Annotated in this window: 23 protein-coding genes and 2 tRNA genes; 12 read left to right on the top strand and 13 right to left on the bottom strand. The window is 51.2% G+C overall.

The genetic code is table 11. The features are described 5' to 3' along the window. The first annotated feature begins 3 nt into the window (after positions 1-3). The 6 genes from IEV97_RS00475 (at position 4) to IEV97_RS00450 (ending at position 5635) form a co-directional block, all read left to right on the top strand. Positions 4-1479, top strand: a complete 1476-nt coding sequence (locus tag IEV97_RS00475; protein ID WP_188499555.1) for a RimK family ATP-grasp domain-containing protein — start codon at positions 4-6, stop codon at positions 1477-1479. Beyond that, positions 1469-2725, top strand: coding sequence for a carboxylate-amine ligase (locus tag IEV97_RS00470; RefSeq protein ID WP_188499554.1), 1257 nt, complete (start codon positions 1469-1471; stop codon positions 2723-2725). Before IEV97_RS00475 ends, IEV97_RS00470 begins: the two co-directional genes overlap by 11 nt. Then, a complete protein-coding gene (locus tag IEV97_RS00465) occupies positions 2719-3444 on the top strand; it encodes an N-formylglutamate amidohydrolase (RefSeq protein ID WP_188499553.1) in 726 nt (241 codons plus the stop codon). Before IEV97_RS00470 ends, IEV97_RS00465 begins: the two co-directional genes overlap by 7 nt. A 141-nt stretch (positions 3445-3585) precedes the next feature. Further along, positions 3586-4188, top strand: a complete 603-nt coding sequence (locus IEV97_RS19990) for a YqaE/Pmp3 family membrane protein (protein WP_229733722.1) — start codon at positions 3586-3588, stop codon at positions 4186-4188. Positions 4189-4316: 128 nt separating this feature from the next. After that, positions 4317-5249 carry a DnaJ C-terminal domain-containing protein gene (locus IEV97_RS00455; protein ID WP_188499552.1) on the top strand — a complete coding sequence of 311 codons (933 nt, stop codon included), beginning with the start codon at positions 4317-4319 and terminating at the stop codon, positions 5247-5249. Positions 5250-5278: 29 nt separating this feature from the next. Continuing rightward, on the top strand, positions 5279-5635 hold the full coding sequence (locus IEV97_RS00450) for a hypothetical protein (RefSeq protein ID WP_229733721.1): 357 nt from the start codon (positions 5279-5281) through the stop codon (positions 5633-5635). On the opposite strand, the gene IEV97_RS00445 is transcribed toward IEV97_RS00450, so the two are convergent. Continuing rightward, positions 5621-6364, bottom strand: coding sequence for a pseudouridine synthase (locus IEV97_RS00445; RefSeq protein ID WP_188499551.1), 744 nt, complete (start codon positions 6362-6364; stop codon positions 5621-5623). The genes IEV97_RS00450 and IEV97_RS00445 overlap by 15 nt on opposite strands. A gap of 92 nt (positions 6365-6456) precedes the next feature. Here IEV97_RS00445 and IEV97_RS00440 point away from each other — a divergent pair, with 92 nt between their 5' ends. Next, positions 6457-6657 (top strand): hypothetical protein, encoded by a 201-nt coding sequence (locus IEV97_RS00440; RefSeq protein WP_188499550.1) that lies wholly within the window; start codon positions 6457-6459, stop codon positions 6655-6657. A 2-nt stretch (positions 6658-6659) separates the two neighbouring features. On the opposite strand, the gene IEV97_RS00435 is transcribed toward IEV97_RS00440, so the two are convergent. Then, a complete protein-coding gene (locus tag IEV97_RS00435; RefSeq protein ID WP_188499549.1) occupies positions 6660-6923 on the bottom strand; it encodes a hypothetical protein in 264 nt (87 codons plus the stop codon). Between the two features lie 33 nt (positions 6924-6956). Continuing rightward, positions 6957-7376 (bottom strand): hypothetical protein, encoded by a 420-nt coding sequence (locus tag IEV97_RS00430; protein WP_188499548.1) that lies wholly within the window; start codon positions 7374-7376, stop codon positions 6957-6959. A gap of 180 nt (positions 7377-7556) precedes the next feature. Here IEV97_RS00430 and IEV97_RS00425 point away from each other — a divergent pair, with 180 nt between their 5' ends. The 5 genes from IEV97_RS00425 to IEV97_RS00405 all read left to right on the top strand — a co-directional run bounded on the left by IEV97_RS00425 (position 7557) and on the right by IEV97_RS00405 (position 10732). Further along, a complete protein-coding gene (locus IEV97_RS00425) occupies positions 7557-7967 on the top strand; it encodes a hypothetical protein (protein WP_188499547.1) in 411 nt (136 codons plus the stop codon). A 47-nt stretch (positions 7968-8014) separates the two neighbouring features. Further along, positions 8015-8296 carry a GIY-YIG nuclease family protein gene (locus IEV97_RS00420; protein WP_188499546.1) on the top strand — a complete coding sequence of 94 codons (282 nt, stop codon included), beginning with the start codon at positions 8015-8017 and terminating at the stop codon, positions 8294-8296. Positions 8297-8416: 120 nt separating this feature from the next. Further along, complete coding sequence (locus tag IEV97_RS00415; protein WP_188499545.1) at positions 8417-9430, top strand: cation diffusion facilitator family transporter; 1014 nt, start codon at positions 8417-8419, stop codon at positions 9428-9430. A gap of 142 nt (positions 9431-9572) precedes the next feature. Continuing rightward, positions 9573-10208 (top strand): peptide-methionine (S)-S-oxide reductase MsrA, encoded by a 636-nt coding sequence (gene msrA / locus IEV97_RS00410; RefSeq protein WP_229733720.1) that lies wholly within the window; start codon positions 9573-9575, stop codon positions 10206-10208. Positions 10209-10297: 89 nt separating this feature from the next. Next, a complete protein-coding gene (locus tag IEV97_RS00405; protein WP_188499543.1) occupies positions 10298-10732 on the top strand; it encodes a phage holin family protein in 435 nt (144 codons plus the stop codon). A 468-nt stretch (positions 10733-11200) separates the two neighbouring features. Here the strand turns inward: IEV97_RS00405 and IEV97_RS00400 are convergent, their stop codons facing one another. From IEV97_RS00400 to IEV97_RS00355, 10 genes are all read right to left on the bottom strand, one after another. Beyond that, entirely contained in the window at positions 11201-12334 is a 1134-nt protein-coding gene (locus tag IEV97_RS00400) for a tetratricopeptide repeat protein (RefSeq protein ID WP_188499542.1), read from the bottom strand. A gap of 69 nt (positions 12335-12403) precedes the next feature. Beyond that, positions 12404-14956, bottom strand: coding sequence for a DNA gyrase subunit A (gene gyrA, locus IEV97_RS00395; RefSeq protein ID WP_188500352.1), 2553 nt, complete (start codon positions 14954-14956; stop codon positions 12404-12406). 67 nt (positions 14957-15023) lie between these two features. Beyond that, positions 15024-15266: a hypothetical protein gene (locus tag IEV97_RS00390; RefSeq protein WP_188499541.1), complete on the bottom strand. Its 243-nt coding sequence runs from the start codon at positions 15264-15266 to the stop codon at positions 15024-15026. 147 nt (positions 15267-15413) lie between these two features. After that, positions 15414-16184 (bottom strand): SDR family oxidoreductase, encoded by a 771-nt coding sequence (locus tag IEV97_RS00385; protein ID WP_188499540.1) that lies wholly within the window; start codon positions 16182-16184, stop codon positions 15414-15416. 10 nt (positions 16185-16194) lie between these two features. Further along, positions 16195-17214, bottom strand: coding sequence for a metal-dependent hydrolase (locus IEV97_RS00380; RefSeq protein ID WP_188499539.1), 1020 nt, complete (start codon positions 17212-17214; stop codon positions 16195-16197). Positions 17215-17216: 2 nt separating this feature from the next. Next, positions 17217-18383, bottom strand: a complete 1167-nt coding sequence (locus tag IEV97_RS00375; RefSeq protein ID WP_188499538.1) for a hypothetical protein — start codon at positions 18381-18383, stop codon at positions 17217-17219. 167 nt (positions 18384-18550) lie between these two features. Next, a tRNA-Thr gene (locus tag IEV97_RS00370) sits at positions 18551-18623 on the bottom strand. Positions 18624-18645: 22 nt separating this feature from the next. Then, positions 18646-18718: transfer RNA gene (locus tag IEV97_RS00365), tRNA-Thr, on the bottom strand. Between the two features lie 131 nt (positions 18719-18849). Further along, complete coding sequence (locus tag IEV97_RS00360) at positions 18850-21000, bottom strand: DUF349 domain-containing protein (protein WP_188499537.1); 2151 nt, start codon at positions 20998-21000, stop codon at positions 18850-18852. A gap of 26 nt (positions 21001-21026) precedes the next feature. After that, entirely contained in the window at positions 21027-21596 is a 570-nt protein-coding gene (locus IEV97_RS00355) for a YqgE/AlgH family protein (protein ID WP_188499536.1), read from the bottom strand. Positions 21597-21766: the final 170 nt, after the last annotated feature.

The raw sequence follows: 21766 nt of genomic DNA, 5'->3' as shown, positions 1-21766 counted from the left end.
ACCATGCGAAAAATAGTTGTAGTGGATTATCCCAAAGACTGGGATGTGGCGATAGAAGACGTGGAAGTGGTGGATGTGCAAACCTACCTCACAGATACCGCCTATACGGACATAAAGAATGCCCGAATTTTTAACCTGTGCCGCTCTTACAAATACCAGAGCGCCGGTTACTACGTGTCCCTGCTGGCCGAGGCGCGGGGTCACAAGCCAATACCCAGTGTGGCCACCATGCAGGACCTCAAAAGCCCGACCATCGTACGGGCTATTACCGTGGAGCTTAACGACCTGATCCAGAAAACCCTCGGGAGTCTGCGGTCCAAGTCTTTTACCCTAAGCATTTACTTCGGGCAGAATGTGGCGCAGAAGTACGAGAAGCTGTGCAAGCAATTGCATGACCTGTTCCAGGCGCCCCTGCTGCGGGCGCAGTTTGTCTATAAGGATGAGTGGGTGCTGCAGAGCATTTCGGCCATACCTATCAACGACGTACCGGAGCACCACTGGCGCTACCTGCTGCGTTTTGCGAAGTCCTATTTCGCGAGGCACCGCTTTTCAGGCGCTAAAATCGGGCGCAACAAAATTTACGACCTGGCCATACTGGTTGATCCGGATGAAAAGGAACCGCCCTCTAACAAAAAGGCCCTGCAGCACTTTGTGGAGGCCGGTGAGAGCATGGGCTTCTACGTCGAGATGATCACGAAAGACGATTACCGCAGACTGGCTGAGTTTGATGCGCTCTTTATCCGCGAGACCACTTCGGTGAACCACCATACCTACAAATTCGCCCGCAAAGCGTATGCTGATGGATTGGTGGTGATCGACGATCCGATCTCGATCCTGCGCTGCACCAACAAGGTATACCTGGCGGAACTGCTTACAAAAGCCAAAGTACCTATACCTAAAACGATGATCATCCACAAAGACAACCGCGATCTGGTGGAGCAGGAGCTGGGTATACCTTGCGTGCTCAAGAAACCGGATAGTTCCTTTTCACAGGGCGTGGTGAAGGCCAAAGACAGTGAAGGGCTGCAGCGGGAACTGGATGCAATGCTGGTTGATTCGGAGCTGATTATCGGGCAGGAGTTCACCCCAACGGACTTCGACTGGCGCATCGGCATCATGGACAAGCAGCCGCTCTATGCCTGCAAGTACTTCATGGCCAAAGGGCACTGGCAGATCTATAACTGGGACGGTAAAAAGAATGATACCGAAGGTGATGCCGAAACGGTGCCTTTTGAAGAGGTACCCTTTGCGGTGCTGCACACGGCCATCAAGGCGGCGAACCTGATCGGCAATGGGCTATATGGAGTGGATATTAAGGAGATTGACGGAAAGGCCTACGTGATTGAAGTAAACGACAACCCCAGCATCGACGCCGGTTGTGAGGACCAGATACTCAAAAAAGAGCTTTATACCGCTATCCTTAAATCCATAAAGAAACGCATAGATGACAACAAGAACGTTAGAACAGATGAGTACTAAACCCGCGACACTGCACCTGTTTGAAGGCTATGGTGTGGAGATGGAATACATGATCGTGGACCGGGACACGCTGCAGGTGCGGCCCATCACTGACCAGCTGATCTATGACGAGGTAGGCGCCTACGTGTCGGATGTGGAGTTTGGCAAAATGGCCTGGTCCAATGAACTGGTGCTGCATGTGGTGGAACTGAAAACACAGTCCCCCGCCCATACCCTGGAAGGGCTGGAAAATGATTTCCAGGAGCATGTCCGGAAGATAAACCAGCTGCTCGCAAAGCACAACGCCATGCTGCTGCCGACAGGCGCCCACCCATTGATGGATCCCTTCAGGGAAACCAAACTATGGCCCCACGAGCACAATGCCGTGTACGAAGCCTACAACCGCATTTTTGACTGCCGCGGACATGGCTGGGCCAATTTGCAGAGTACGCACCTGAACCTGCCCTTTGGCAACGACGAGGAGTTCGGAAAGCTGCACGCTGCCATCCGGATGGTGCTGCCGCTTATACCTGCCCTGGCTGCCTCTTCGCCTGTTTTGGACGGTAAGGTGTCCGGTTTGCTGGACACCCGCCTGGAGGTATACCGCCACAACCAGAGCAAGATTCCGGCGATTGCAGGGAAGGTGGTACCAGAGGCCGTGTTCACACAAAAAGATTATCAGGAGCAGATCCTGAACCGGATGTATGAAGCCGTGGCACCCTACGATCCGGAGGGCGTACTGCAAGAGGAATTCCTGAACTCGCGCGGTGCCATCGCCCGCTTCGACCGCAGTGCCATCGAGATCCGCATCATCGATATTCAGGAGAGTCCGGTAGCCGACATGGCCGTGCTGCAGGCTGTGGTAGCCGCTATACAGGCGCTGGTTGGTGAGCGTTGGGTAGGTATAGACAAACTGAAGCAGTGGGACGAAAACCGATTGTCGGACCTGTTCCTGCAGGTGGTACGCAGTGGACAGGAAGTTGTGATCAACGACCGTGACTTTATCGACTGCTTTGGCTTCGACTGCCAGGATAACTGCACGGTAGGCGAACTGTGGAAGCACATCGTAGCCGAAACACTCAACCTCGAAGAGCAGCCCCATGTCGCCTATGCCCTGAATGTGATTTTGTCGCGCGGCTGTCTTTCCAAGCGCATCGTGGAGGCGATGGGCGAAAGCCCCGGAGAGCAGGACATCCGGCGGGTCTACCAAAGCCTTGCGCGTTGCCTGGAGTGGGGCGGCGTTTTTATACCTGAAAAACCATGCTGAGACTACTACTGACTTGTGAACACGGAGGAAACCTGATTCCCGCTGCCTATGCACCACTCTTTCAGGGGCACGAGGAAATACTGAATACGCACCAGGGCTCCGATATTGGCGCACTGGAACTGTATAATACCCTAAAACCAATCGCTGATGTAGGTTTCTATGCTGAGACCAGCCGGCTTCTGGTGGAGCTGAACCGTTCACTGCATCATGCCAAGCTTTTCTCATCCTATACCCAAGTACTGCCACCCGCAGAAAAGGAGCGCCTGCTTGAAAAACACTACAAACCCTACCGGGAGCAGGTAGAGCAAATGGTATCCGATTTCGTATCGGCGGGAAGGGGCGTGCTGCATGTGGCTGTTCATACCTTTACGCCGGTGCTGAACGGAGAGGAGCGCCAGGCTGACATCGGACTGCTCTATGACCCCAAGCGGAAGCACGAGCAGGCTTTCAGCAAAGATTGGAAAGCAGCGCTCAACAAAGCAGACAAAGACCTACTGGTCCGCTTCAACTACCCCTACCTGGGTATATCCGATGGCTTCCCAACCTACCTGCGTCGTAAATTCACAGCCAATGAGTATGTGGGCATCGAACTCGAGGTAAACCAGAAATTCCCGCAGCAGGGAGGTGCCCGCTGGCAGGAATTGCAGATGCTATTGGCCCGAACGCTTCAGGAATTGGTAAGCCGCAACGGGGCTTTGTTTTCGAAGCATACTATTTAGAGAACAAAATATGTTGGAATACAGTACTGTAAGTTATATATGAAGAGTTTTGCATATAACTAGAGCACTATCTCTCCATATAGCACTTGCCCTTAACCTGGGATCAATCTTTTTATTTTAATACCTTAAAATCCTAAAACTATGAAGATTAAAAGTTTACTTAACCTGGTATTTGTTCTGATAGCCGCGCAACTGATGTTCGCCTGTAGCTCAGCCAAGTACTACGAGTTTGCTGGCCACAAGCAGGCACCTTACCATGACTTGAAGAAGCCCGCAGCAAAGCAGGAAGTAGCTCCTGAGCTATCATTGAGTGAAGTTGCCATGGCTGCAGCCGAAGAGAAAGCCGCTGAAAAAGCAGTAGCGGAGCCAATGCTGGAGGCAAGCGCCGCCGTACCTGCCGCCCCTGTGGCGCCAGCTCCTAAAGTTGCCCCGATAGCACCTACCACCGAAGAGGTAACAATGACTGAAGCAGAGGCCCTGGCCATGGCAAAAGAGCGCCTTGCCAGTATGACCAAATTAGAGAAGAAGGAGTTTAAGAAAGAGGTTCGTGAAGCCCTGAAGCAAGACCGCCGCGGTGGTGATCTGAGCATCATTAAGATCATCCTGGCTGTATTACTTCCTCCATTGGCCGTGTTCCTGCACGTAGGTATAGGCACGCAGTTCTGGATCAGCCTTATCCTGACGCTACTCTTCTGGATTCCGGGTGTGATCTACGCACTGCTCGTCGTGACAGACACCATCTAACGTTCAGACATTTTTTAGACACCATAAGCACTGCCTCCCGGGGCGGTGCTTATTTGTTTTATACCTGCTTAACCCCTGGTGCAGGTTTGCGTTTTATACCTGTAGCTGACCTTTATACCTTTACGTGCATGGACTACAAGGACTATTACAAGATACTGGGCGTAGAGAAGTCTGCCTCCCAGGCCGATATCAAAAAGGCCTACCGTGCTTTAGCCAAGAAGTATCACCCGGATAAAACCAAAGGCGACAAAGCAGCCGAAGAGAAGTTCAAGGACATCAGTGAGGCCTACGAAGTGCTGGGAGATGAACAGAAGCGCAAGCAGTACGACGAACTGGGTGCCAACTGGCGGCATTTCCAGCAGCAGGGCGGACCCCACCAGGGAAGACCCGGCGGGGGGGGCGGCACTTACTACGAAGGCGACATGGGGGATATGTTCGGAGGAGGAAGCGGTTTTTCTGATTTCTTCGAGCAGTTCTTCGGAGGAGGTTTCGCGCAGCAGGGCGGTGGTTTCCGCTCCGGCAGGCGGGCGCCCAAAGGCCAGGACTATGAAGCCGAGATGCTCATCACCCTGCAGGAAGCCTACACTGGTACCTCCCGTTTGCTAACCGTCAACGGCCAGCAGCTTCGGATCACGACAAAGCCGGGCGTGGCGGACGGTCAGGTGCTCAAGATCAAGGGCAAAGGAGGCCCTGCCATGGCGGGCGGCACGGCCGGTGACCTGTACATACGGGTGCAGGTGCAGCCTCTTCCGGGCTTTGAGCGACAGGGGGATGATCTGCACACGAAGCTGAGCCTCGACATGTATACCGCCATATTGGGAGGGGAGGAGCACGTCAGTACACTGACCGGTAAGTTGAGGCTTAAAATACCAGCCGGCACACAGAATGGCAAGACCCTGCGCCTGCGCGGAAAGGGGATGTCCGTATACGGCAAAGCAGACCAGCACGGAGATTTGTACGTAAAGATAGAAGTGCAGCTACCAGTTCATCTCTCGGAGGAGGAGCGGGGCCTGATGGAGCGACTCAGGGAACTGCATCAGCGCAAGACAGCCAGCGTATAAAAGTGAAATAGAACTTTAAGCCGAATGCCATGTTAATGACCATCGACCATCTCAGCATCCATAGTCCAATCGATAGCTTTGTTGATAGCCTGGCCGAGAGCAACCTGACCTGCTACGCCAGCGACCTGCTCGAGCAGCAAGGCTGCCAAAATCTGCAGGAGCTAAGTGAGGCGGTAAAGCGGGCCACGGAGGTGTGTAATTGCATGCATGTGCCCCTCCATGAGAACTTCAAAGTAGTTTATCGCTCCAGAAACGGGGAAGTGGTGCAGGACTGGCGCATGTCCCGTATGGCCTATTTACTCACCGTCCTAAACGCCGATTCCCGCAATGCCTTTGTAGCTCAACTGCAGCTCGAAATGGTGAACCAGATGCTACGCCATACCTGAAACCGACACGTCTTCAAACCCCTCTTTTAGCAATGCCTCCTTCCAGCCGAACTGCAGGCACAAGCGCTCAAAGTGTTGTGGTAGTGGCGCTTTTATCTCAATGAAGCCTTTGTGGAAAGGGTGGGCAAATGCCAGCGAGGCCGAGTGCAGCAGCATGAACGGGGACTCGAGTTGTTCCCGGAACATCTGGTTGTGTCGCCAGTCGCCGTGCCGCTTATCGCCCACAATGTAATGCCTGATGTGTGCAAAATGCTTCCGGATCTGGTGCATGCGCCCCGTTTCGGGCTCCACCTTCACCAGCGAGTAGCGGGCCGTGCTGTAGCGGCCGACAGGTATAGGCAGCTCTACCGTAGCCAGGCGCTCGTATTGCGTCACGGCATCCTGAGGAGCCTTGTGCTTGTGGTCTTTATCGGGGCGGATGGGACTGTCGATCGTATCCTTTTCAGGGGTATAGCCGCGCACGATGGCATAGTATGCCTTGTCCACCTGCTTTTCTTCAAAGGCCTTTACCATGGGTGTAACGGCTTCCGGATTTTTTGCAAAGAGGAGCACGCCCGAAGTGCCGCGATCGAGCCGGTGAGCTGCGTATACTTGGTAGCCTAGCTGGTCGCGCAGCATCTGGAGAGCGAACTCTTTTTTCTCTTCTGCAATGCGCGTGCGGTGCACCAGCAAACCATTTGGTTTGTTCACCGCTACATAGCTTTCGTCCTCGTATATGATCTCTAGCACGTTAAATTATTTTTCAGCAAAGATAGCCTATCTGGTAAGAATTGAACGGAAAGCTGCCTATACTTGCCGAAAATCTTAGGAGAAGACACAGCATGGCCATATCGTTTGACAACCTTCGGAAAGGGAAAAAGTATGTGATGGAGAATTACGGCGAGCGCTTCGAGTTTCAGGTGCTGGACATCCCCGAAGAAGGCAGCTTTCTGGTGAAAGACCTGCATACGCTGGACGTGTTCATGCTGAACGACCTGATCCGGTATGGCCGCGGGAAAGATTTTGACATGCAGGAACTGTAGAATCAGGTGCTTCTGGTGACTTTTCCCTTCAGGTCCCAGTGGCTGCGCACTACTTTGCCGGTTTTGTTATCGCGCACGATCTTACGCACATAGCGCTCCCCTGAGATCGCACCGTCTTCCAGGCGTTTGCCTATAAACAAGGTAACCGCCTCGCCATTTTCGTTGGTGATAAAAGTCAGGTCCTTCCCATTGTAGTGCTGGTCGAGCTTACTGTCGGGTGCGTACAGTTTGTCAAGCTTTTCGACTAATTTGGGTCCAAGTGTCATGTGTTCAGCTTTGGTTTGCTTTAGTTTCGGAATTCAATTTACGCATAAATGACTTGCCAGCGTACCCCAGGTCTGGGCGTCTTTCGGGTCATGAAAAACCTCGAATTCGATTCGCTTTGTGCTCAAGTCGTTGATGTGATTGCATATTTTGTGCGTGACAATTTCCTGGAATACATCAATGGGCGTAACACGTGCAAACCGCTTCAGCGAAGTTTGCTGTAACCGGCTGGCTGCCAGTTGGGCCAGGGCGTGCTGCATCGATATATCTACCTGAAACCCAATGCTGCTATCAGTCACCCAACTCGCAGCCTGATTCGAAATGGCCATATCAAGGCCCTTTTCGTAGCTGCACAGGAGTGCCTGCTCATCTGGAGGAAGGAGCCATTTCAGGTATACCTGATTGGAGTTAGGGTCGTAGCTGATTTGGCAATAATTGTCTCTATATTGCTTCATGTATGTTTTCAAGTGAAGAGGCTGTATCAGTACAATGAAAATTAGAGGTGCTATAGTTCAATAAGCTTTACATTTAAAGATTTATAAGTAGGATAATTAAATGAATAGCCCGGCATAAGTAACTTTAAGTCAATCGATTGTGTAGAAAAATACAAGAAAAGGATAATCCAAACGATCGCTATGTTCCATGTACATGAAAATAAAGAACAATTGGTGCACAGCAGCGATTACCTTGAAATCAGGGTGAATGCAGGAGAAAAACTGTTGCTATCTGACTGGCAGGGCTGGCTGGACTCAGCAAAAGGGCATGCGGGGTGTATGAAAATCCTTGATTATGTGCATGAATATAAGATCACCAAAATCCTGAATGACAACTCGAAGGTGACAGGCCATTCGGGGGACACCAAATGGATGGGCAAGGTATGGATACCCGGTTTGCGAGAAGCAGGCGTGCAGTCTTTTGCCTGGGTGTATTCCTATGAATTCTTCACGCAGCTTGAGATTGACAACACGGTGGACAGTAGCTCCGGTATTGCCATGCGTACTTTCTTCCTTCCAGAGGATGCCCGCCAGTGGCTGCAGGCTTCCTAACCAGGTATATCTTCTTTCGTATACCTTGTTACAAACTCACCTTTGCTATGCAGCCAAACCAGCACATCAATCACTTCTATGTATACATCATGGGCGATCAGTCCCTGCCACAGCTGTTCATTGGCGTCTCTGAGGACCTGCTCCGGCAAATGGCTGCCAAAGATGGCCCTTCCAGTCAGGCCAAACTGGTGTATTACGAGCACTACGATCTGGAAGAAATAGCACGGGTGCGTGAACAGCGCATCAAATCGTCCGGCCCCGAGGAACATCTGCGTCTGGTGGAGTCCATGAATCCAAATTGGCTTGATCTGACAGACACACTGAGCTAGGTTAACTGGCCGCCTTTCTACCCACTATTTTACATTAAGTTTGTCTCAGGCGCCTGTACCTTGTATCTTGTAAGGTATAGGACGGTGTGCCATGCACCTGCCGGAATCCAGTTATCTGCAATGAATAAAATGCCGCCGCAGCAAAGCGAGAACGTACGCATGCAACTACTTGTGCTGGTAGTGGGTGTGTTGCTGCTTTTTGCCAAGTTCCTGGCCTATTATCTGACCAACTCCAATGCGATTCTCACCGATGCCTTAGAGTCCATTATCAATGTGGTGGCCGGTGGGTTTTCACTTTACAGCCTGGTGCTTTCTGCGCGACCGAAAGATCTCAACCACCCCTATGGGCACGGCAAGATAGAGTTTGTTGCCGCCACCCTGGAGGGCTCTTTGATTCTGGTGGCAGGAGGGGCCATTATTCTTAAATCCTTTTACAACCTGTTTGAGCCACAGGTCATTTCCAGGCTCGATTCAGGTATATACCTGATCGCCATTTCGGGTATCATCAATTTCATAGTTGGTTACGTAACTGAGCGCCGAGGCAACAGCGCCAATTCCATGGTACTGGTGGCCGGTGGCAAGCACCTCAAAACCGATGCCTATTCTACGGCAGGTATACTGATCGGCCTGCTACTGCTATACCTGACCGGACAGGTATGGCTGGACAGTGCGGTGGCCATTCTATTCGGTGCCTTCATCTGTTACACAGGCTATCGTATCCTGCGGGCCTCGCTGGCAGGGATTATGGATGAGGCTGACTATGAATTACTGAAGCGCATTGTACGGGTACTGAACGATAACCGGCGCGAAAACTGGATCGATATTCACAACCTGCGCGTGATCAAGTACGGCAACACATTGCACATAGACTGTCACCTGACTGTGCCCTGGTACCTCACCGTGCTGGAGGCGCACGAAGAAGTGGAGGCCGTTGGGGCGCTTGTGCGGGAACAGATCGATCCTGATATTGAGCTCTTTATTCATACCGACCCTTGTGTGGAAGTATCCTGTCCGATCTGCACCAAATCAGACTGTAACGTGCGGCGGGCGCCTCTCAAAAAGCGGGTGGAATGGGACCTGGACAAAGTGATCGCCGATAAAAAGCATGCGATTCAGGCACCGGATAACGGGTAAATGATAACCCGGGAGGGGATTGCTGAATTTTTTCAACAAAACCCATCCAACGCGGTTAAATTAGCGTAGCCAATAATAAGGCTTGTGGCGTATGGTTCGGAAATATACCTTTCTTTTGTTCCCTCTTTTACTCCTGCTTTGGATGTGCACAGAATCCGGAGGAGAGCAGCGAACTTATTTACAGCAAAGCGCCTACAGTTACGGTGACAGTCCGGATACTGTTGGGCTCAGCAAAGCTACTTTTGCCGGTGGATGTTTCTGGTGTACGGAGGCTTATTTCGAAAGACTAAAGGGAGTGGACCGCGTAGAGTCCGGCTATACCGGTGGGAGAGAGGAGCAACCTACCTATGAGCAGGTAAGCAACGGTAGAACGGGTCATGCCGAGGCGGTGCGCATCTGGTACAGGCCAAACGTCATTTCTTACAAGGAGTTGCTGGAGGTGTTCTTCGCCACGCACGATCCGACTACATTGAATCGCCAGGGCCCCGATGTAGGCAAGCAGTACCGATCCGCCATTTACTATCATGATGAGAAGCAGCGGAGTCAGGCCACTAATTACATTCGCGCACTGGAGGATGCGGGTACATTCCGCAACAAGATTGTGACTGAAATCAAACCGGCAGGCAAATTTTGGATTGCCGAAGATTACCACCAGGATTATTACCGCAACAATCCCGACGACCCCTATGTCGTATCCATTGCCAGGCCTAAGGTTTTAAAGTTCGAGGATTCTTTCCGTAACAAGCTGAAAGACGGCTATTTAAAACAGCAACCCTAGGCTAAACAACTTCGAAATTCCACCGCCGAATATCCATTAAAGTTTGTATGCGTATTAGGACAAAAAAATGTCACTAAAACAAACAAACTATGGACTTTTTACTCAACTTATTAGTAAGCGCCGGTGTCATTCTCTTATTGTCATACGCGCTGCCGCAGGTGCACGTGAAGAGCTTTCTGACAGCGCTTTGGGTGGCTTTTCTGATCGGTCTGTTCAATGCAACGATCGGCTGGTTGCTGCGCGGCGTGCTTAACCTGGTGTCTTTTTTTCTGCTTGAAGCCATTATCGGCCTGATCGTTACGGCACTGATGATCAAACTGGTAGACATGCTGGTGCGTAATTTCAAGGTAGACGGCTGGTGGCCTGCTTTCGTTATAGCCATCGCAACGGCCATCGCCCTGGCGGTGCTGGGCTGGGCAAGAGGTGGAGACGAAGAGTACGCCAGCCTTGATAATCAGCCGAAACTCGAGCAGTATTTTGCTCAGTCCACGATAGTCGAAGCAAATACGATTGTGATCGTTTAAGACCCATAACAGGTATAGAGGAAATAGCCAGGTGATACATCTGGCTACTTTTTTTATGTTAAGTAAGAATTTTCATACTGGTTTACTGGCCCGAGATAGCCAGAGGCGTACCCAGACAGCTGCGTGAACAGATGATAGAATCAGGGCTTAACCATTCGGAAGTGACAGAGGCGTTCAACAGACAGTTTGTTAACTTCAAAGTCCCTTATAGATACTAAAGTAGGTTACCGTGTAGCCACCATGTACAATATCCTGTCATTTCCGACATTCTGTAATCGATTTCTGGTTTAGAATTAAAAATACATCTACTTAACATAAAGTATATTATCAGTGACACTTATTGTAGAGTATAAATACTCGTATATAATCAGTCTTATAATTTATATTATGTTAAATAACACAGATGGCAATAAGAAAGGGAGTCTATTTTGGACTCCCTTTCTCTTCTCTTAAGCTTATGCTATCAGATTAGTTCTTCAGTTTCTTGCCGATTCTCTCCGCATCAGCCGTACGCTTCAGGCGCGTATATACACGCTGCAGGTTGGCAAGTGTGGCCTGATCTTCTGGCTGAATCTCAAGGGCTTTCTCAAAGTATGGCAATGAAGCTTCGTAGTGCTTTATGGCCTGCTTCTCCAATGCCGGACCTTTCTTCTTGTAAGTAGCGTAGTCCATCTTAGCAGCTTTGTTGTTGAACTCGCTGCCCTTGTTATACTCCAGTACGCCCAGGTTAAAGAATCCGTCGAAGTTGTTTGGATCTACCTCTACAGCTTTCTTGTAGTTATTGTAAGCCTCGTCGATGTTTCCTTTGCGCTCTTGCAGGTTACCACGAACGGCATACAGGCTGGCATTTTTAGGGTCGGCTTCGATCGCTTTGTCAAGCTTAGCCATCGCTTCGTCAGCACGGTCGTTTTTCAGGTAGTAACGCAGTTCTTCCTGCATCAGGTATACGCTGTTCGGATGCTTCTCCAGACCAGCAGCGATAGACGCCATTACCACATCATCCGGTGCTTCAATGGCCTGCTGCAACTGAATTTTGTTTTTGTATACATCTTCCGTTGTGTGACCAATGCTGATCAACTTATCATAATACTTCACCGCTGAGGCATAGTCCTGCTTGGCAGTCGAAGCGTAAGCAGCATAAAGCACGGCTGTTGTATCCTTAGGATTCACCATAGAAGCCATGTCATACTTGGCGATGGCGTTGTCCCAGTCCTGGCTGTTGTGGAATTCCACCGCCTGGTTCAGGATCTGGCCATACAGCATCTCCATACGCTCAGGCACCATTTTACCGAACTGACCGTTTTCACCGTCAATTTCCAGCGTTTTGTTAAATGAGGCAAGCGCCACTTCCGGCGTTTTCTCAGTAGCCAGTTTGCCATAGATCGGGTGACCGATCAGGTCCTGATTGATCACACCGTGGTAGAACCAGGTCTTTGCTTTATCCTGTGTCTTTTTGTGCTCAGTTGCCTTGTTAATGTCAGCCAGCGCTTTGTCCAGCGTGCCGTTCTTGTGGTTTAGCACGGCACTGTTCACGGCCGAGTTCTGAGCGACAGCAACCTGAACGCTTACGGCTGCCATGGCTGTCATCAATATTTTTTTCATACTGTTCAGAGATTGGTTTTTGTTTGTTTGTTAAACGATTAATAAATAAAATAAAATTCCATTTACAGCTTAAACTTCATCTTCAGCAACCTCAGGATCTATCTGAGTATCAGGCTGTAGAGAATCTTCCGGTTTCAGTTCTGACTGCTCCATCAGGGCTTCAGCTACTTCTTCCTCGTTCTCCATCTCTACTTTTGCCACAGATGAAATCTGGTCGCCTTCCGTCAGTTTGATCAGTCGTACCCCTTGCGTGGCACGGCCTATGACACGAATGTCAGCTACACGAAGACGGATCGTAATGCCCGAACGGTTAATGATCATCAGGTCATCGGTATCGACCACTCCTTTGATCGCCACCAGGTTACCGGTCTTTTCAGTCACGTTCAGGGTTTTTACGCCTTTTCCGCCACGGTTCGTGATGCGGTACTCTTCCAAGAGGGAGCGCTTTCCGTATCCGTTTTCAGAAACTACCAGCAGTTCTGTGCTTGCGTTTTCTACACAAACCATACCAACTACTTTATCGTCCGGTCCGGCTAGTGTTACGGCACGCACGCCCGCTGCGTTACGACCCATCGGTCGAACCTGTGTTTCGTTGAAGCGAATGGCGCGACCAGAGCTAAGGGCTATGATGATCTCACTGTTGCCGGTCGTCAGCTGCACATCCAGCAAACGGTCGCCCTCGTTGATCGTAATCGCGTTGATGCCGTTAGTACGAGGTCTGGAGTAAGCTTCCAGCACGGTCTTCTTGATGGTGCCTTTTTCTGTACAGAAGACCAGGTTGTGGTTCAGTACGAAATCCTGGTTCTTGAGGTCACGCACATTGATGACGGCACGGATCTTGTCGTCTTTCTCAATGTTGATCAGGTTCTGAATGGCGCGTCCTTTGGTGGTCTTCCCTCCTTCCGGAATCTCGTATACCTTCATCCAGAACACACGGCCAAACTCCGTGAAGAACAGCATGTGGTGGTGCGTGCTGGCCACGAAAAGGTGCTCTGTGAAATCGCTCTCCTTAGAAGCGGCCACGCCTCTTGAGCCTACACCGCCACGGCTCTGGCTTCGGTACTCACTGAGTGAGGTGCGCTTGATGTAGCCTTCATGCGAAATGGTGATCACCATGCTCTCTTCCGGAATCATGTCCTCATAAGAGATGTCGCCGGTGGAGGCTTCGATACTGGTGCGGCGCCCGTCACCGTAGCGCTCTTTTATTTCGTTTAACTCGTCTTTGATGATCTGCATACGCAGGCCTTCGTCGTTCAGAACAGAAGTCAGGTAGTCGATCAGTTTCATGATCTCCGCATACTCAGCCTGAATCTTGTCGCGCTCGAGGCCGGTCAGGCGCTGCAGACGCATATCAAGAATAGCACGCGCCTGGATCTCTGACAGCGCAAAGCGCTCCATCAAGCCATTGCGGGCAATCTCCGGGTCGCGTGACGAACGGATCAGGTTGATCACTTCGTCCAGGTTGTCGAGGGCGATCAGCAAGCCTTCCAAGATGTGGGCACGCTTCCTGGCTTCGTCCAGTTCAAACTGTGTTCTGCGTATCACCACTTCGTGTCTGTGCTCAACGAAATAATGAATCAGCTCTTTCAGGTTCAGCGTCATCGGGCGGCCTTTTACCAGAGCCACGTTGTTGACACCAAAAGAAGATTGCAGCGCTGTGTACTTGTATAAGTTGTTGAGTACTACGTTAGGTATAGCATCGCGCTTCAAGTCATACACGATGCGCATGCCGTCACGGTCCGACTCGTCTCGCAGGTCCGATATACCTTCTATTTTCTTGTCGTTGATCAGGGCGGCGGTCTTCTCGATCAGAGAAGCCTTATTCACCATGTAAGGGATTTCCGTTACAATGATCTGCTCCTTGCCAGCGGAATTCGTTTCAAAATTGGCGCGCGCGCGCATCAGCACCCGACCGCGCCCGGTCTCGAACGCAGCTTTCACACCGTCGTAACCATGGATGATACCACCTGTCGGGAAGTCAGGGGCCGTCACGTAGTGCATCAGTTCAGCTACGGTGATCTCTCTGTTGTCGATGTAAGCGATCGTTCCGTTGATCACCTCTGTCAGGTTGTGAGGCGCCATGTTGGTGGCCATACCTACCGCGATACCGGACGTGCCGTTCACGAGCAGGTTCGGGAACTTGGCCGGCATGACAGACGGCTCTTTCAGGGAGTCGTCGAAGTTTGGCACAAAGTCCACCGTGTTTTTCTCCAGGTCAGCCAGGATCTCGTCGGCAATGCGCTTGAGGCGGGCCTCCGTGTAACGCATCGCAGCCGGCGAGTCGCCGTCTATCGAGCCGTAGTTACCCTGGCCGTCTACCAATGGGTAGCGCAGCGACCACTCCTGTGCCATACGCACCATGGTCTCGTATACCGAGGAGTCACCGTGCGGGTGGTACTTACCCAGCACCTCTCCTACGATACGGGCTGACTTCTTATAGGCTTTGTTATAAGATACCCCCAGTTCGGACATACCGTACAGCACACGACGGTGTACGGGCTTCAGGCCGTCTCTCACGTCGGGTAAGGCTCTGGAAATGATAACAGACATTGAGTAGTCGATGTATGCACCGCGCATCTCGTCTTCAATGTTGATCGGTATTATTCGTTCGCCTTCGTTCATGTTCAAGGTCTAAATAATAGTTTTGTGTTGGATAATATACTGATCAGGCAACAGCCTGTACTATTCGTTAATTCTTGCGCTGGCTCTTGTCGTTGCTGCGCTTGCGCACCTCCCCTGTCTGCTTCGGCAGCTTTTCGCCTATCTTAGGGTTCTGCTTTTTGTAAATGGGTTGGCCGCGAAACTCCTGTTCGCCATGCAAGTGCTCCATGCGCACCTGGCAGGAAGAGATTGGACACATCGGTTTGCAGGATGAAACAGTCAGAAGCAGCAGAGCAGCGCTAAAGAGTAAAAGCAATCTAATTTTTGCCATGCATGTCGGGTTAAAAAGAGCACTGGGAACAGGTGTTTCGCTCTTGTATCCTTATCATACAAAAGTAGTGAAATTTGGATTAATAAACCAGCGTTTCAGGGGATAGTTTAGCTATCCTAAAAGCTGGAATTATACCTGTTTTGCAGCTTAGAGCGGGTGAAAACCATTTATGGTAAAACCGCCGTCAACTGCCAGTGTCTGCCCCGTGATATAGGCTGCCGCCGGCATGCAAAGAAAGGCCACGGCACCTGCCACATCCTCGGGCTTGCCGATCACACGCATCGGTGTTCTGACAAGTACTTCGTGCAGGTACTGTTCGTTCTGCAGCACCGCCTGGGCTAGCGGCGTGCTGATGTACCAGGGCGCGACGGCGTTCACGCGAATCCCATCCGCGGCCCACTCCCCTGCCAGGTTTTTGGTGAGTTGCACCAGTGCGGCTTTGGTCATGCCGTAAATAGCACCGGTGCGCACATGCGTCAGCCCTGCCACGGAAGTCATCTGGATGATATTGCCCTGTCCGGATGCTTTGAGCAAAGGGTAGAAACTACGGCTCAGTTCGAAGGCAGAGCGCAGGTTGGTGCTCATCACAAAATCGTATTCTGCCTCTGTGTAGTCGGTGGTTGGCTTCCGGATGTTAGTGCCTACGTTGTTCACCAGTATATCCAGCGCTCCCCAGTGGCAGTGCACTTTGTCAAGCAGCGCCTGTCGGCCTGCTGCAGTGCTAACATCGGCTACCAGTACCTCCAACCCGTCCGTAAAATTCGTCTTCAACTGTTGCAGGTCCTCTTCTTTGCGCGCCACCGCCAGCACTTCGGCGCCCAATCCGATAAATTCTTCCACTACGGCGGCGCCTATACCTTTGGAGCCACCCGTTACCACGGCTTTTTTGCCGCTAAGCAACCATCTCGCTGATGTCATACGCCTGACTTTAATTTTTATTACCCAGTATCCGGTGCAAATAAGCTTTCAGATAATTACCGTCTATTTTCGGACGGTTGTTGATCTCTTCGAATTGGAGGGAGCCATCCTGCTTGCGCCACACGTGGTATACGAACACATACTGCCCCTTGCCTTCCTGCCAGCCGTCAAACTGACCAAAACGCAGGTCTTTGATGTGAATGCCTTCAGGTGCCTCCTCTACCGCACGGTAGCCCTTGGTGATCTGCAGCAGACGCTCCATTTTCGGATCGCCCCGGTACGTGTCCAGCAATTGTTCCTGGCGGGGTTCGAAGCTATACCTGATGTTTTGGTCCTGGTCCAGCAAGGAGTAGAAGCCGTTGTAATAGCCGTCCTCCGTTGCCGCTGTGATAGACCAGAGCAGGGTGTTCATAGGAGTGGCTTTCACGATCTCCGAATCGTAACGTATACCTTGCGCTTCCAGGCTATCCCTGAAAACGCTTTTAGCATAGGCCTGTGCCCCGAACGAGAAAATGATGTAGAGCGAACTGATAAGCAATCCGGCATTGTTCCAGCGCCTCCTTTTGGGATTGCGCCGGTCATAGAACAGCACAGCAATCACGCAGATCAGGAAAGGAACCGTGTAAAATGGATCGATGACGAAGATGTTGTAAAACGCTACGCCATAGTTGCTGAAAGGCCAGAGGAGCTGGGTGCCCCAGGTGGTGAAGCTATCCAGTATGGCATGGGTCGTGAAGCCCAGGAAAAACAGTAGCGTCCAGTCCCGGAAGGTGGCATGCTCGTTTTTGTAGAGCCGCCAGAGCACCCAGCCCAGCAAGGGCGAGGCGATGACGGCAAAGAAGAAAGAGTGCGTAATGGAACGGTGAAAGCTCAGTTGCCCCACCATGTCCAGCAAAGGATTGGCCAGTACGTCCAGATCAGGTATGGTGCCAGCAATAGCGCCCCAAAGCAGGGCCTTGTTGCCCAGTTTACGGCCGGCTACCGCTTCGCCCACGGCGGCACCCAGTACGATCTGCGTCAGTGAATCCATACCTACTTGATGATCGGTGCGCGCTTAAACTCTTTCTCGCGGTCGAAGAGGAAGCGATAGGTGACATACGTTTTGAGGACGCGGCTGCCTACCTGCTCTACCACCTTCATCATTTTTGGGTTAAAGTCGCCGATCCAGTTCATCTGCAGATCATAGTAGGGTATGTTGGGGTTGCCTTGTACCAGTTTGGCTGCTGACACCACCATGGCGGCCTCCACGCCTTTTCCCTGGCACTCCGGCGTAATGCCGAACACAATGCCGTACATTGTCTTGCAAGACCCTCTCCAGCGGTGGTAGATAAATTTGATCTTGCCCCATGTGTCCAGTTTTCCGTTCACGTATTTGAAGAGTTGGTTCAGCTCAGGTATAGCGATGAAGAATCCGGCAGGCTCTCCTTTGTGGTAAGCGAACCAGATGATCTTTTCATCCAGCACAGGCTTCAGCGCTTTCATAATAGACTTAGCTTGCGCTTCGCCCATGGCTTTCACGCCCTCGTGTTTCACCCAGCCTTTGTTATATACGATCCGGAAATCCTCAGCGTATTTGTCCAAGTTGGACTTGTCGATATGCTGAAAGGTATAGTCCGGGTCAGAAAGGATGCGCTGCGCCTTATCATGGTATTCCGGCGTGAGCGGATCGTTTACGGTGCGATAGTAAACGTACTGGTTGAAGTAGAGCTTAAAGCCGTAGTTCTCGAACAGTTGCTGGTAGTAGGGATGATTGTAGTTCATGCAATAAGTGGGCTCCAGGAAGCCGTCAACCAGCAGTCCCCACCATTTATCACGCTCCCCGAAATTGATCGGGCCGTCCATGGCCTCCATACCCCGCTCCTGCAGCCAGTGGCGGCAAGCCTCGAAGAGTGTGTTGGCAGCTTGCTGATCGTTGATACAGTCAAAGAAACCCATGCCGCCGGTTGGCTGCTCAAAGGAGTTCGCAGTTTTCTTGTTGATGAAAGCGGCCACCCGGCCAATAGATTCCCCTTCTTCGTCCTTTAAAATCCAGCGGATCGCTTCACCGTCGCGCAGGAGTTTATTTTTCTTAGGGTCGAACACCTGGTTTACATCCTTGTCAAGCGGGCGGATATAATTCGGGTCTTTGCGATAAAGCCTTACTTGTACTTTAAGAAACTCTTCGGCCAGTTCGGGGGTGTTTACTTCAATCAGTCGCATAGGATGTGTTCGGAGCTTGGATGATTCCCCAAAATAAGTCATAAAACTTGATAAAGCATATATAGCCCGGAACCTTAAGGACCAAAAACGTTGAGAGGAGCAGTTAGGCGGGAATAAGGGGGGTATAAAAACAAAAAAGGCTTCAGATTTCTCTGAAGCCTTTTAAGAGCCCCCAGTCGGAATCGAACCAACGACCTACTGATTACAAGTCAGTTGCTCTACCAGCTGAGCTATGGAGGCGGTAAAAGTACAAATAAAGTTGAGCCCCCTGCCGGGATCGAACCAGCGACCTACTGATTACAAGTCAGTTGCTCTACCAGCTGAGCTAAGGAGGCGATACTTTATTTATGTTGCCCTATCGTTCTAAAGCGTTGCAAAGGTATAATAAGGTTTTTAATATACAAATACCCGTAACAGGATTTTTCGCGCTTTTACGATAAGCTTTTGAGTATCAAACAGAAATTTTTTATCTTCTGAAAGCGGCCAGCTGCCGCTGCAGGATGTCGATGCGTTTCTGCGTGTCTTCTATACGGCCTTCATATTCCTCGCGCAGCTTATCGGCGTTCTTGGAACGGGCAAAGAAGTCGAGGTTGGTGCGCAGGGTCTGTATGTCGTTCTGCAACTGGCCAATCTCGCGACGAATTGTCTGTTCTTTCTGGTATAGCTTCTGCGAGGCATCCGGACTGTTTTTCAGGCGGTCTACCTGCAGCTGAGCCACAATGGTCATACGCTCATCATAAGGCAGGTCAGGAACGCGCTCCAGGTACCGCTCCATCAGAGACAGGAATCGCTCCTCTACCCTTGTGTTCACACGCTTGTTGCCAGTATCCAGGGTGTCCCATTCCGCTACGATCCTGTTGAAATCATCCAGCGAAGTCGTCGTGTTGGGTTGTGTCAGCTCTTCTGTTATACGGTCGCAAAGGGCCAGTTTTTCTGAAGAGAGTTTTTCCATTTCGGCTCCCTTCTGCTGTTCCTGGGCCTGCTTGCGGTCGAAGAACTCGTTGCAAGCCGCTCTGAAGCGCTGCCAGATCTTATCGGAATGCTTATCCGGCACGCGGCCTATGGTCTTCCACTTCTTCTGAAGCTGGATCATCTTCTCTTTGGTCGTATTCCAGTCTGTGCTCTCCTTCAGACTCTCGGCCTGTTCGCACAGCTCCGTCTTCAGGCGCAAGTTCTGTGTTTTCTGCTCATCCAGGCCTTTAAAGAACTGGTTCTTGTGCTGGAAGAACGCCTTGTAATTGCCCCAGAAGTTTTTGTTGACCTCCTCGGCGTACTCTTTCGGTACAAGACCGGCGCTGTCCCACTCTTCCTTGAGTTTCTGGATCTCGTCTGTCTTGTCACGCCATTCGTTTATGCGGTCAGTGTTAAAGGTCTGGAACTCCTGCAAACGAGCCAATAGCCCGCGCTTCTTCTCCAGGTTGGCCATCTCGATGGTCTTGCGCTCCTCCATGTACGAACGGCGCTGCTCATGCACTTTTTCAGAAGCCTGAATAAAGCGCTCCCAGATCGCGTCACGCTGCTCGTTCGGAACAGGCCCAATGTTCTTCCATTCTTCATGCAAATGGCGCAGCTCCTGCAAGGCTTTGTTGATGGAAGGCTCGTTCTGAAGTGCTTCTGCACGTTCTATCAACTGCACTTTGGCATCCAGGTTACGGCGCCTGTCCAGCTCCTTCATTTCGAAGAACATGCTGCGGTTGTTGTAGAAGATGTCTAGCAGGGCATGGTACGAATCCCACAGTTCCTGCGCTTCTCCCGGTGGTACGGGTCCGATGCTCTTCCATTCTCCCTGCAGCTTCTTCAGTTCGTCGCTGCTGTTTTTGGTTTCGGCTGATTCTACCAGGGTACGCAACTGCTGCAGTAGCTCACGCTTGCGCTCCAGGTTGCGAACACGCTGTTCTTCACTGTGCTGTCGGTCCTGGTAGCGAGCCTCGCGGTAAGCGGCGTAGAGCTGCTCGAGCTCTGTGTGCGCTACGGGCGCATGGTAGTCAAAGTCTTCTTCGGTGCCTCCCTCCTGTCGGAAACGGTCAAGTGCCTGGCCCTTCTCAATCTGAAACTTATCCTCGTACTGGCGATGGATTTCCTGGATCTTTTTATACTTGCGTTTTGCGTCGGGCACTTTGAGAAGCTGGGTCAGATGATTGCGCAGATCCTCCAGGGGCATCTGGCTGTAGTCCGTGTGGTCATCCTCATCCAATTCTTCTTCGTCGTGGTGCTCATCAGCAGCGGCTACTGGTGTGTTCGGTTCAGTTGCCTCAGGTGTCGTGGTGGCAGACGAAGAGGTATCCGTTGTTTCTGTTGGAGTGGCTGCTTCTGTGGCAGGTGCTTCAGCCTCAGGGAGGTTGGCTTCTGCAAAAGCTTCAGTTATTTCTTCTGTCTCTGACGTCTCTGCTTCGGAAGCCAGTGCTGGGTTTATTTCAGGCTGGTCTTCTTTGGGCACACCTGTTTCGGATGGCTTGTCCTGTGCGCTTTCTTTCTGTGCGTTGATCTCGGCGAGGCGCTGTTCTACAATATCCATCGGAGACGAGGCCTGCTGCCCGTTGGCTTGTGCTTCGTCTTGTGGCCGGGGCTTGTTGGCCTCAGCTCCGTTTGCGTCGGTGTGCTGTTTATCAGTTGTCATGACTTCAGTTTTTAGTCCACTTATTGTCAGTTCAGGCGGGGATCTACCGGGTAGTTTGAAAGTACCTTGTATTTTCCGCCCATTTGGCGCAGAATGTTACGCCAAAGTGTATCTGCTTCCAAATTAAATAATTTATTCGCAGCATTGTTGTTTACGATCCAAACATTTTTGTCGATCTCCTCCTGCAGTTGGCCGGGTGTCCATCCGGAGTAGCCAAGAAAAAACTTGATATCCGCCGGTGTTACCTCGCCGGTGCCAATCAAAGTACGCAGGGATTCGAAGTCGCCTCCCCAATACAGGTTGTCGTTCAATTGCACTGCCTGGGGCAAGTCCGCTATCTGGTGCACGTAGTGCAGGGTGTTGTACTGCACCGGTCCCCCTATACCTAGCTCGGCCTCAAAGGTATCGTTATATACATCAACCACATCAGACAGCTTAAGGTTTGACAAACGGTTGAGTACCAGCCCAAACGTTCCCTCCCCCTCCACGTGGCTGCAGATCAAAACCACGGTGCGCTCAAAATTGGGATCGCCCAGGTATGGCTCCGATATCAGGATACTGCCGTTTTGTGGCTTATTTTCGCTTTCTTCCTCCATTGTTCTCCAGGGTTTAATTGCTATACCTTACATAAACTTCTGGCCTGGCAGGCCTGGCAATCGCTGTTTATACCTTCTTACGGAAACAACACATTAGGGTACAAATCCTGTAGAACGCCTTAGCTGGACAAAAACAACCAGCGGCCACACAAAGCCTGCCAACACTGGAA

The sequence above is a fragment of the Pontibacter amylolyticus genome, from assembly GCF_014638845.1.
GTDB lineage: Bacteria > Bacteroidota > Bacteroidia > Cytophagales > Hymenobacteraceae > Pontibacter > Pontibacter amylolyticus.
This window is presented reverse-complemented; position numbering and strand designations above follow the sequence as displayed.

Coding starts and splice junctions, on each gene's coding strand:
- IEV97_RS00475 (WP_188499555.1), top strand. CDS start 4: ATGCGAAAAATAGTTGTAGTGGATTATCCCAAAGACTGGGATGTGGCG.
- IEV97_RS00470 (WP_188499554.1), top strand. CDS start 1,469: ATGAGTACTAAACCCGCGACACTGCACCTGTTTGAAGGCTATGGTGTG.
- IEV97_RS00465 (WP_188499553.1), top strand. CDS start 2,719: ATGCTGAGACTACTACTGACTTGTGAACACGGAGGAAACCTGATTCCC.
- IEV97_RS19990 (WP_229733722.1), top strand. CDS start 3,586: ATGAAGATTAAAAGTTTACTTAACCTGGTATTTGTTCTGATAGCCGCG.
- IEV97_RS00455 (WP_188499552.1), top strand. CDS start 4,317: ATGGACTACAAGGACTATTACAAGATACTGGGCGTAGAGAAGTCTGCC.
- IEV97_RS00450 (WP_229733721.1), top strand. CDS start 5,279: ATGTTAATGACCATCGACCATCTCAGCATCCATAGTCCAATCGATAGC.
- IEV97_RS00440 (WP_188499550.1), top strand. CDS start 6,457: ATGGCCATATCGTTTGACAACCTTCGGAAAGGGAAAAAGTATGTGATG.
- IEV97_RS00435 (WP_188499549.1), bottom strand. CDS start 6,923: ATGACACTTGGACCCAAATTAGTCGAAAAGCTTGACAAACTGTACGCA.
- IEV97_RS00430 (WP_188499548.1), bottom strand. CDS start 7,376: ATGAAGCAATATAGAGACAATTATTGCCAAATCAGCTACGACCCTAAC.
- IEV97_RS00425 (WP_188499547.1), top strand. CDS start 7,557: ATGTTCCATGTACATGAAAATAAAGAACAATTGGTGCACAGCAGCGAT.
- IEV97_RS00420 (WP_188499546.1), top strand. CDS start 8,015: ATGCAGCCAAACCAGCACATCAATCACTTCTATGTATACATCATGGGC.
- IEV97_RS00415 (WP_188499545.1), top strand. CDS start 8,417: ATGAATAAAATGCCGCCGCAGCAAAGCGAGAACGTACGCATGCAACTA.
- msrA (WP_229733720.1), top strand. CDS start 9,573: ATGTGCACAGAATCCGGAGGAGAGCAGCGAACTTATTTACAGCAAAGC.
- IEV97_RS00405 (WP_188499543.1), top strand. CDS start 10,298: ATGGACTTTTTACTCAACTTATTAGTAAGCGCCGGTGTCATTCTCTTA.
- IEV97_RS00400 (WP_188499542.1), bottom strand. CDS start 12,334: ATGAAAAAAATATTGATGACAGCCATGGCAGCCGTAAGCGTTCAGGTT.
- gyrA (WP_188500352.1), bottom strand. CDS start 14,956: ATGAACGAAGGCGAACGAATAATACCGATCAACATTGAAGACGAGATG.
- IEV97_RS00390 (WP_188499541.1), bottom strand. CDS start 15,266: ATGGCAAAAATTAGATTGCTTTTACTCTTTAGCGCTGCTCTGCTGCTT.
- IEV97_RS00385 (WP_188499540.1), bottom strand. CDS start 16,184: ATGACATCAGCGAGATGGTTGCTTAGCGGCAAAAAAGCCGTGGTAACG.
- IEV97_RS00380 (WP_188499539.1), bottom strand. CDS start 17,214: ATGGATTCACTGACGCAGATCGTACTGGGTGCCGCCGTGGGCGAAGCG.
- IEV97_RS00375 (WP_188499538.1), bottom strand. CDS start 18,383: ATGCGACTGATTGAAGTAAACACCCCCGAACTGGCCGAAGAGTTTCTT.
- IEV97_RS00360 (WP_188499537.1), bottom strand. CDS start 21,000: ATGACAACTGATAAACAGCACACCGACGCAAACGGAGCTGAGGCCAAC.
- IEV97_RS00355 (WP_188499536.1), bottom strand. CDS start 21,596: ATGGAGGAAGAAAGCGAAAATAAGCCACAAAACGGCAGTATCCTGATA.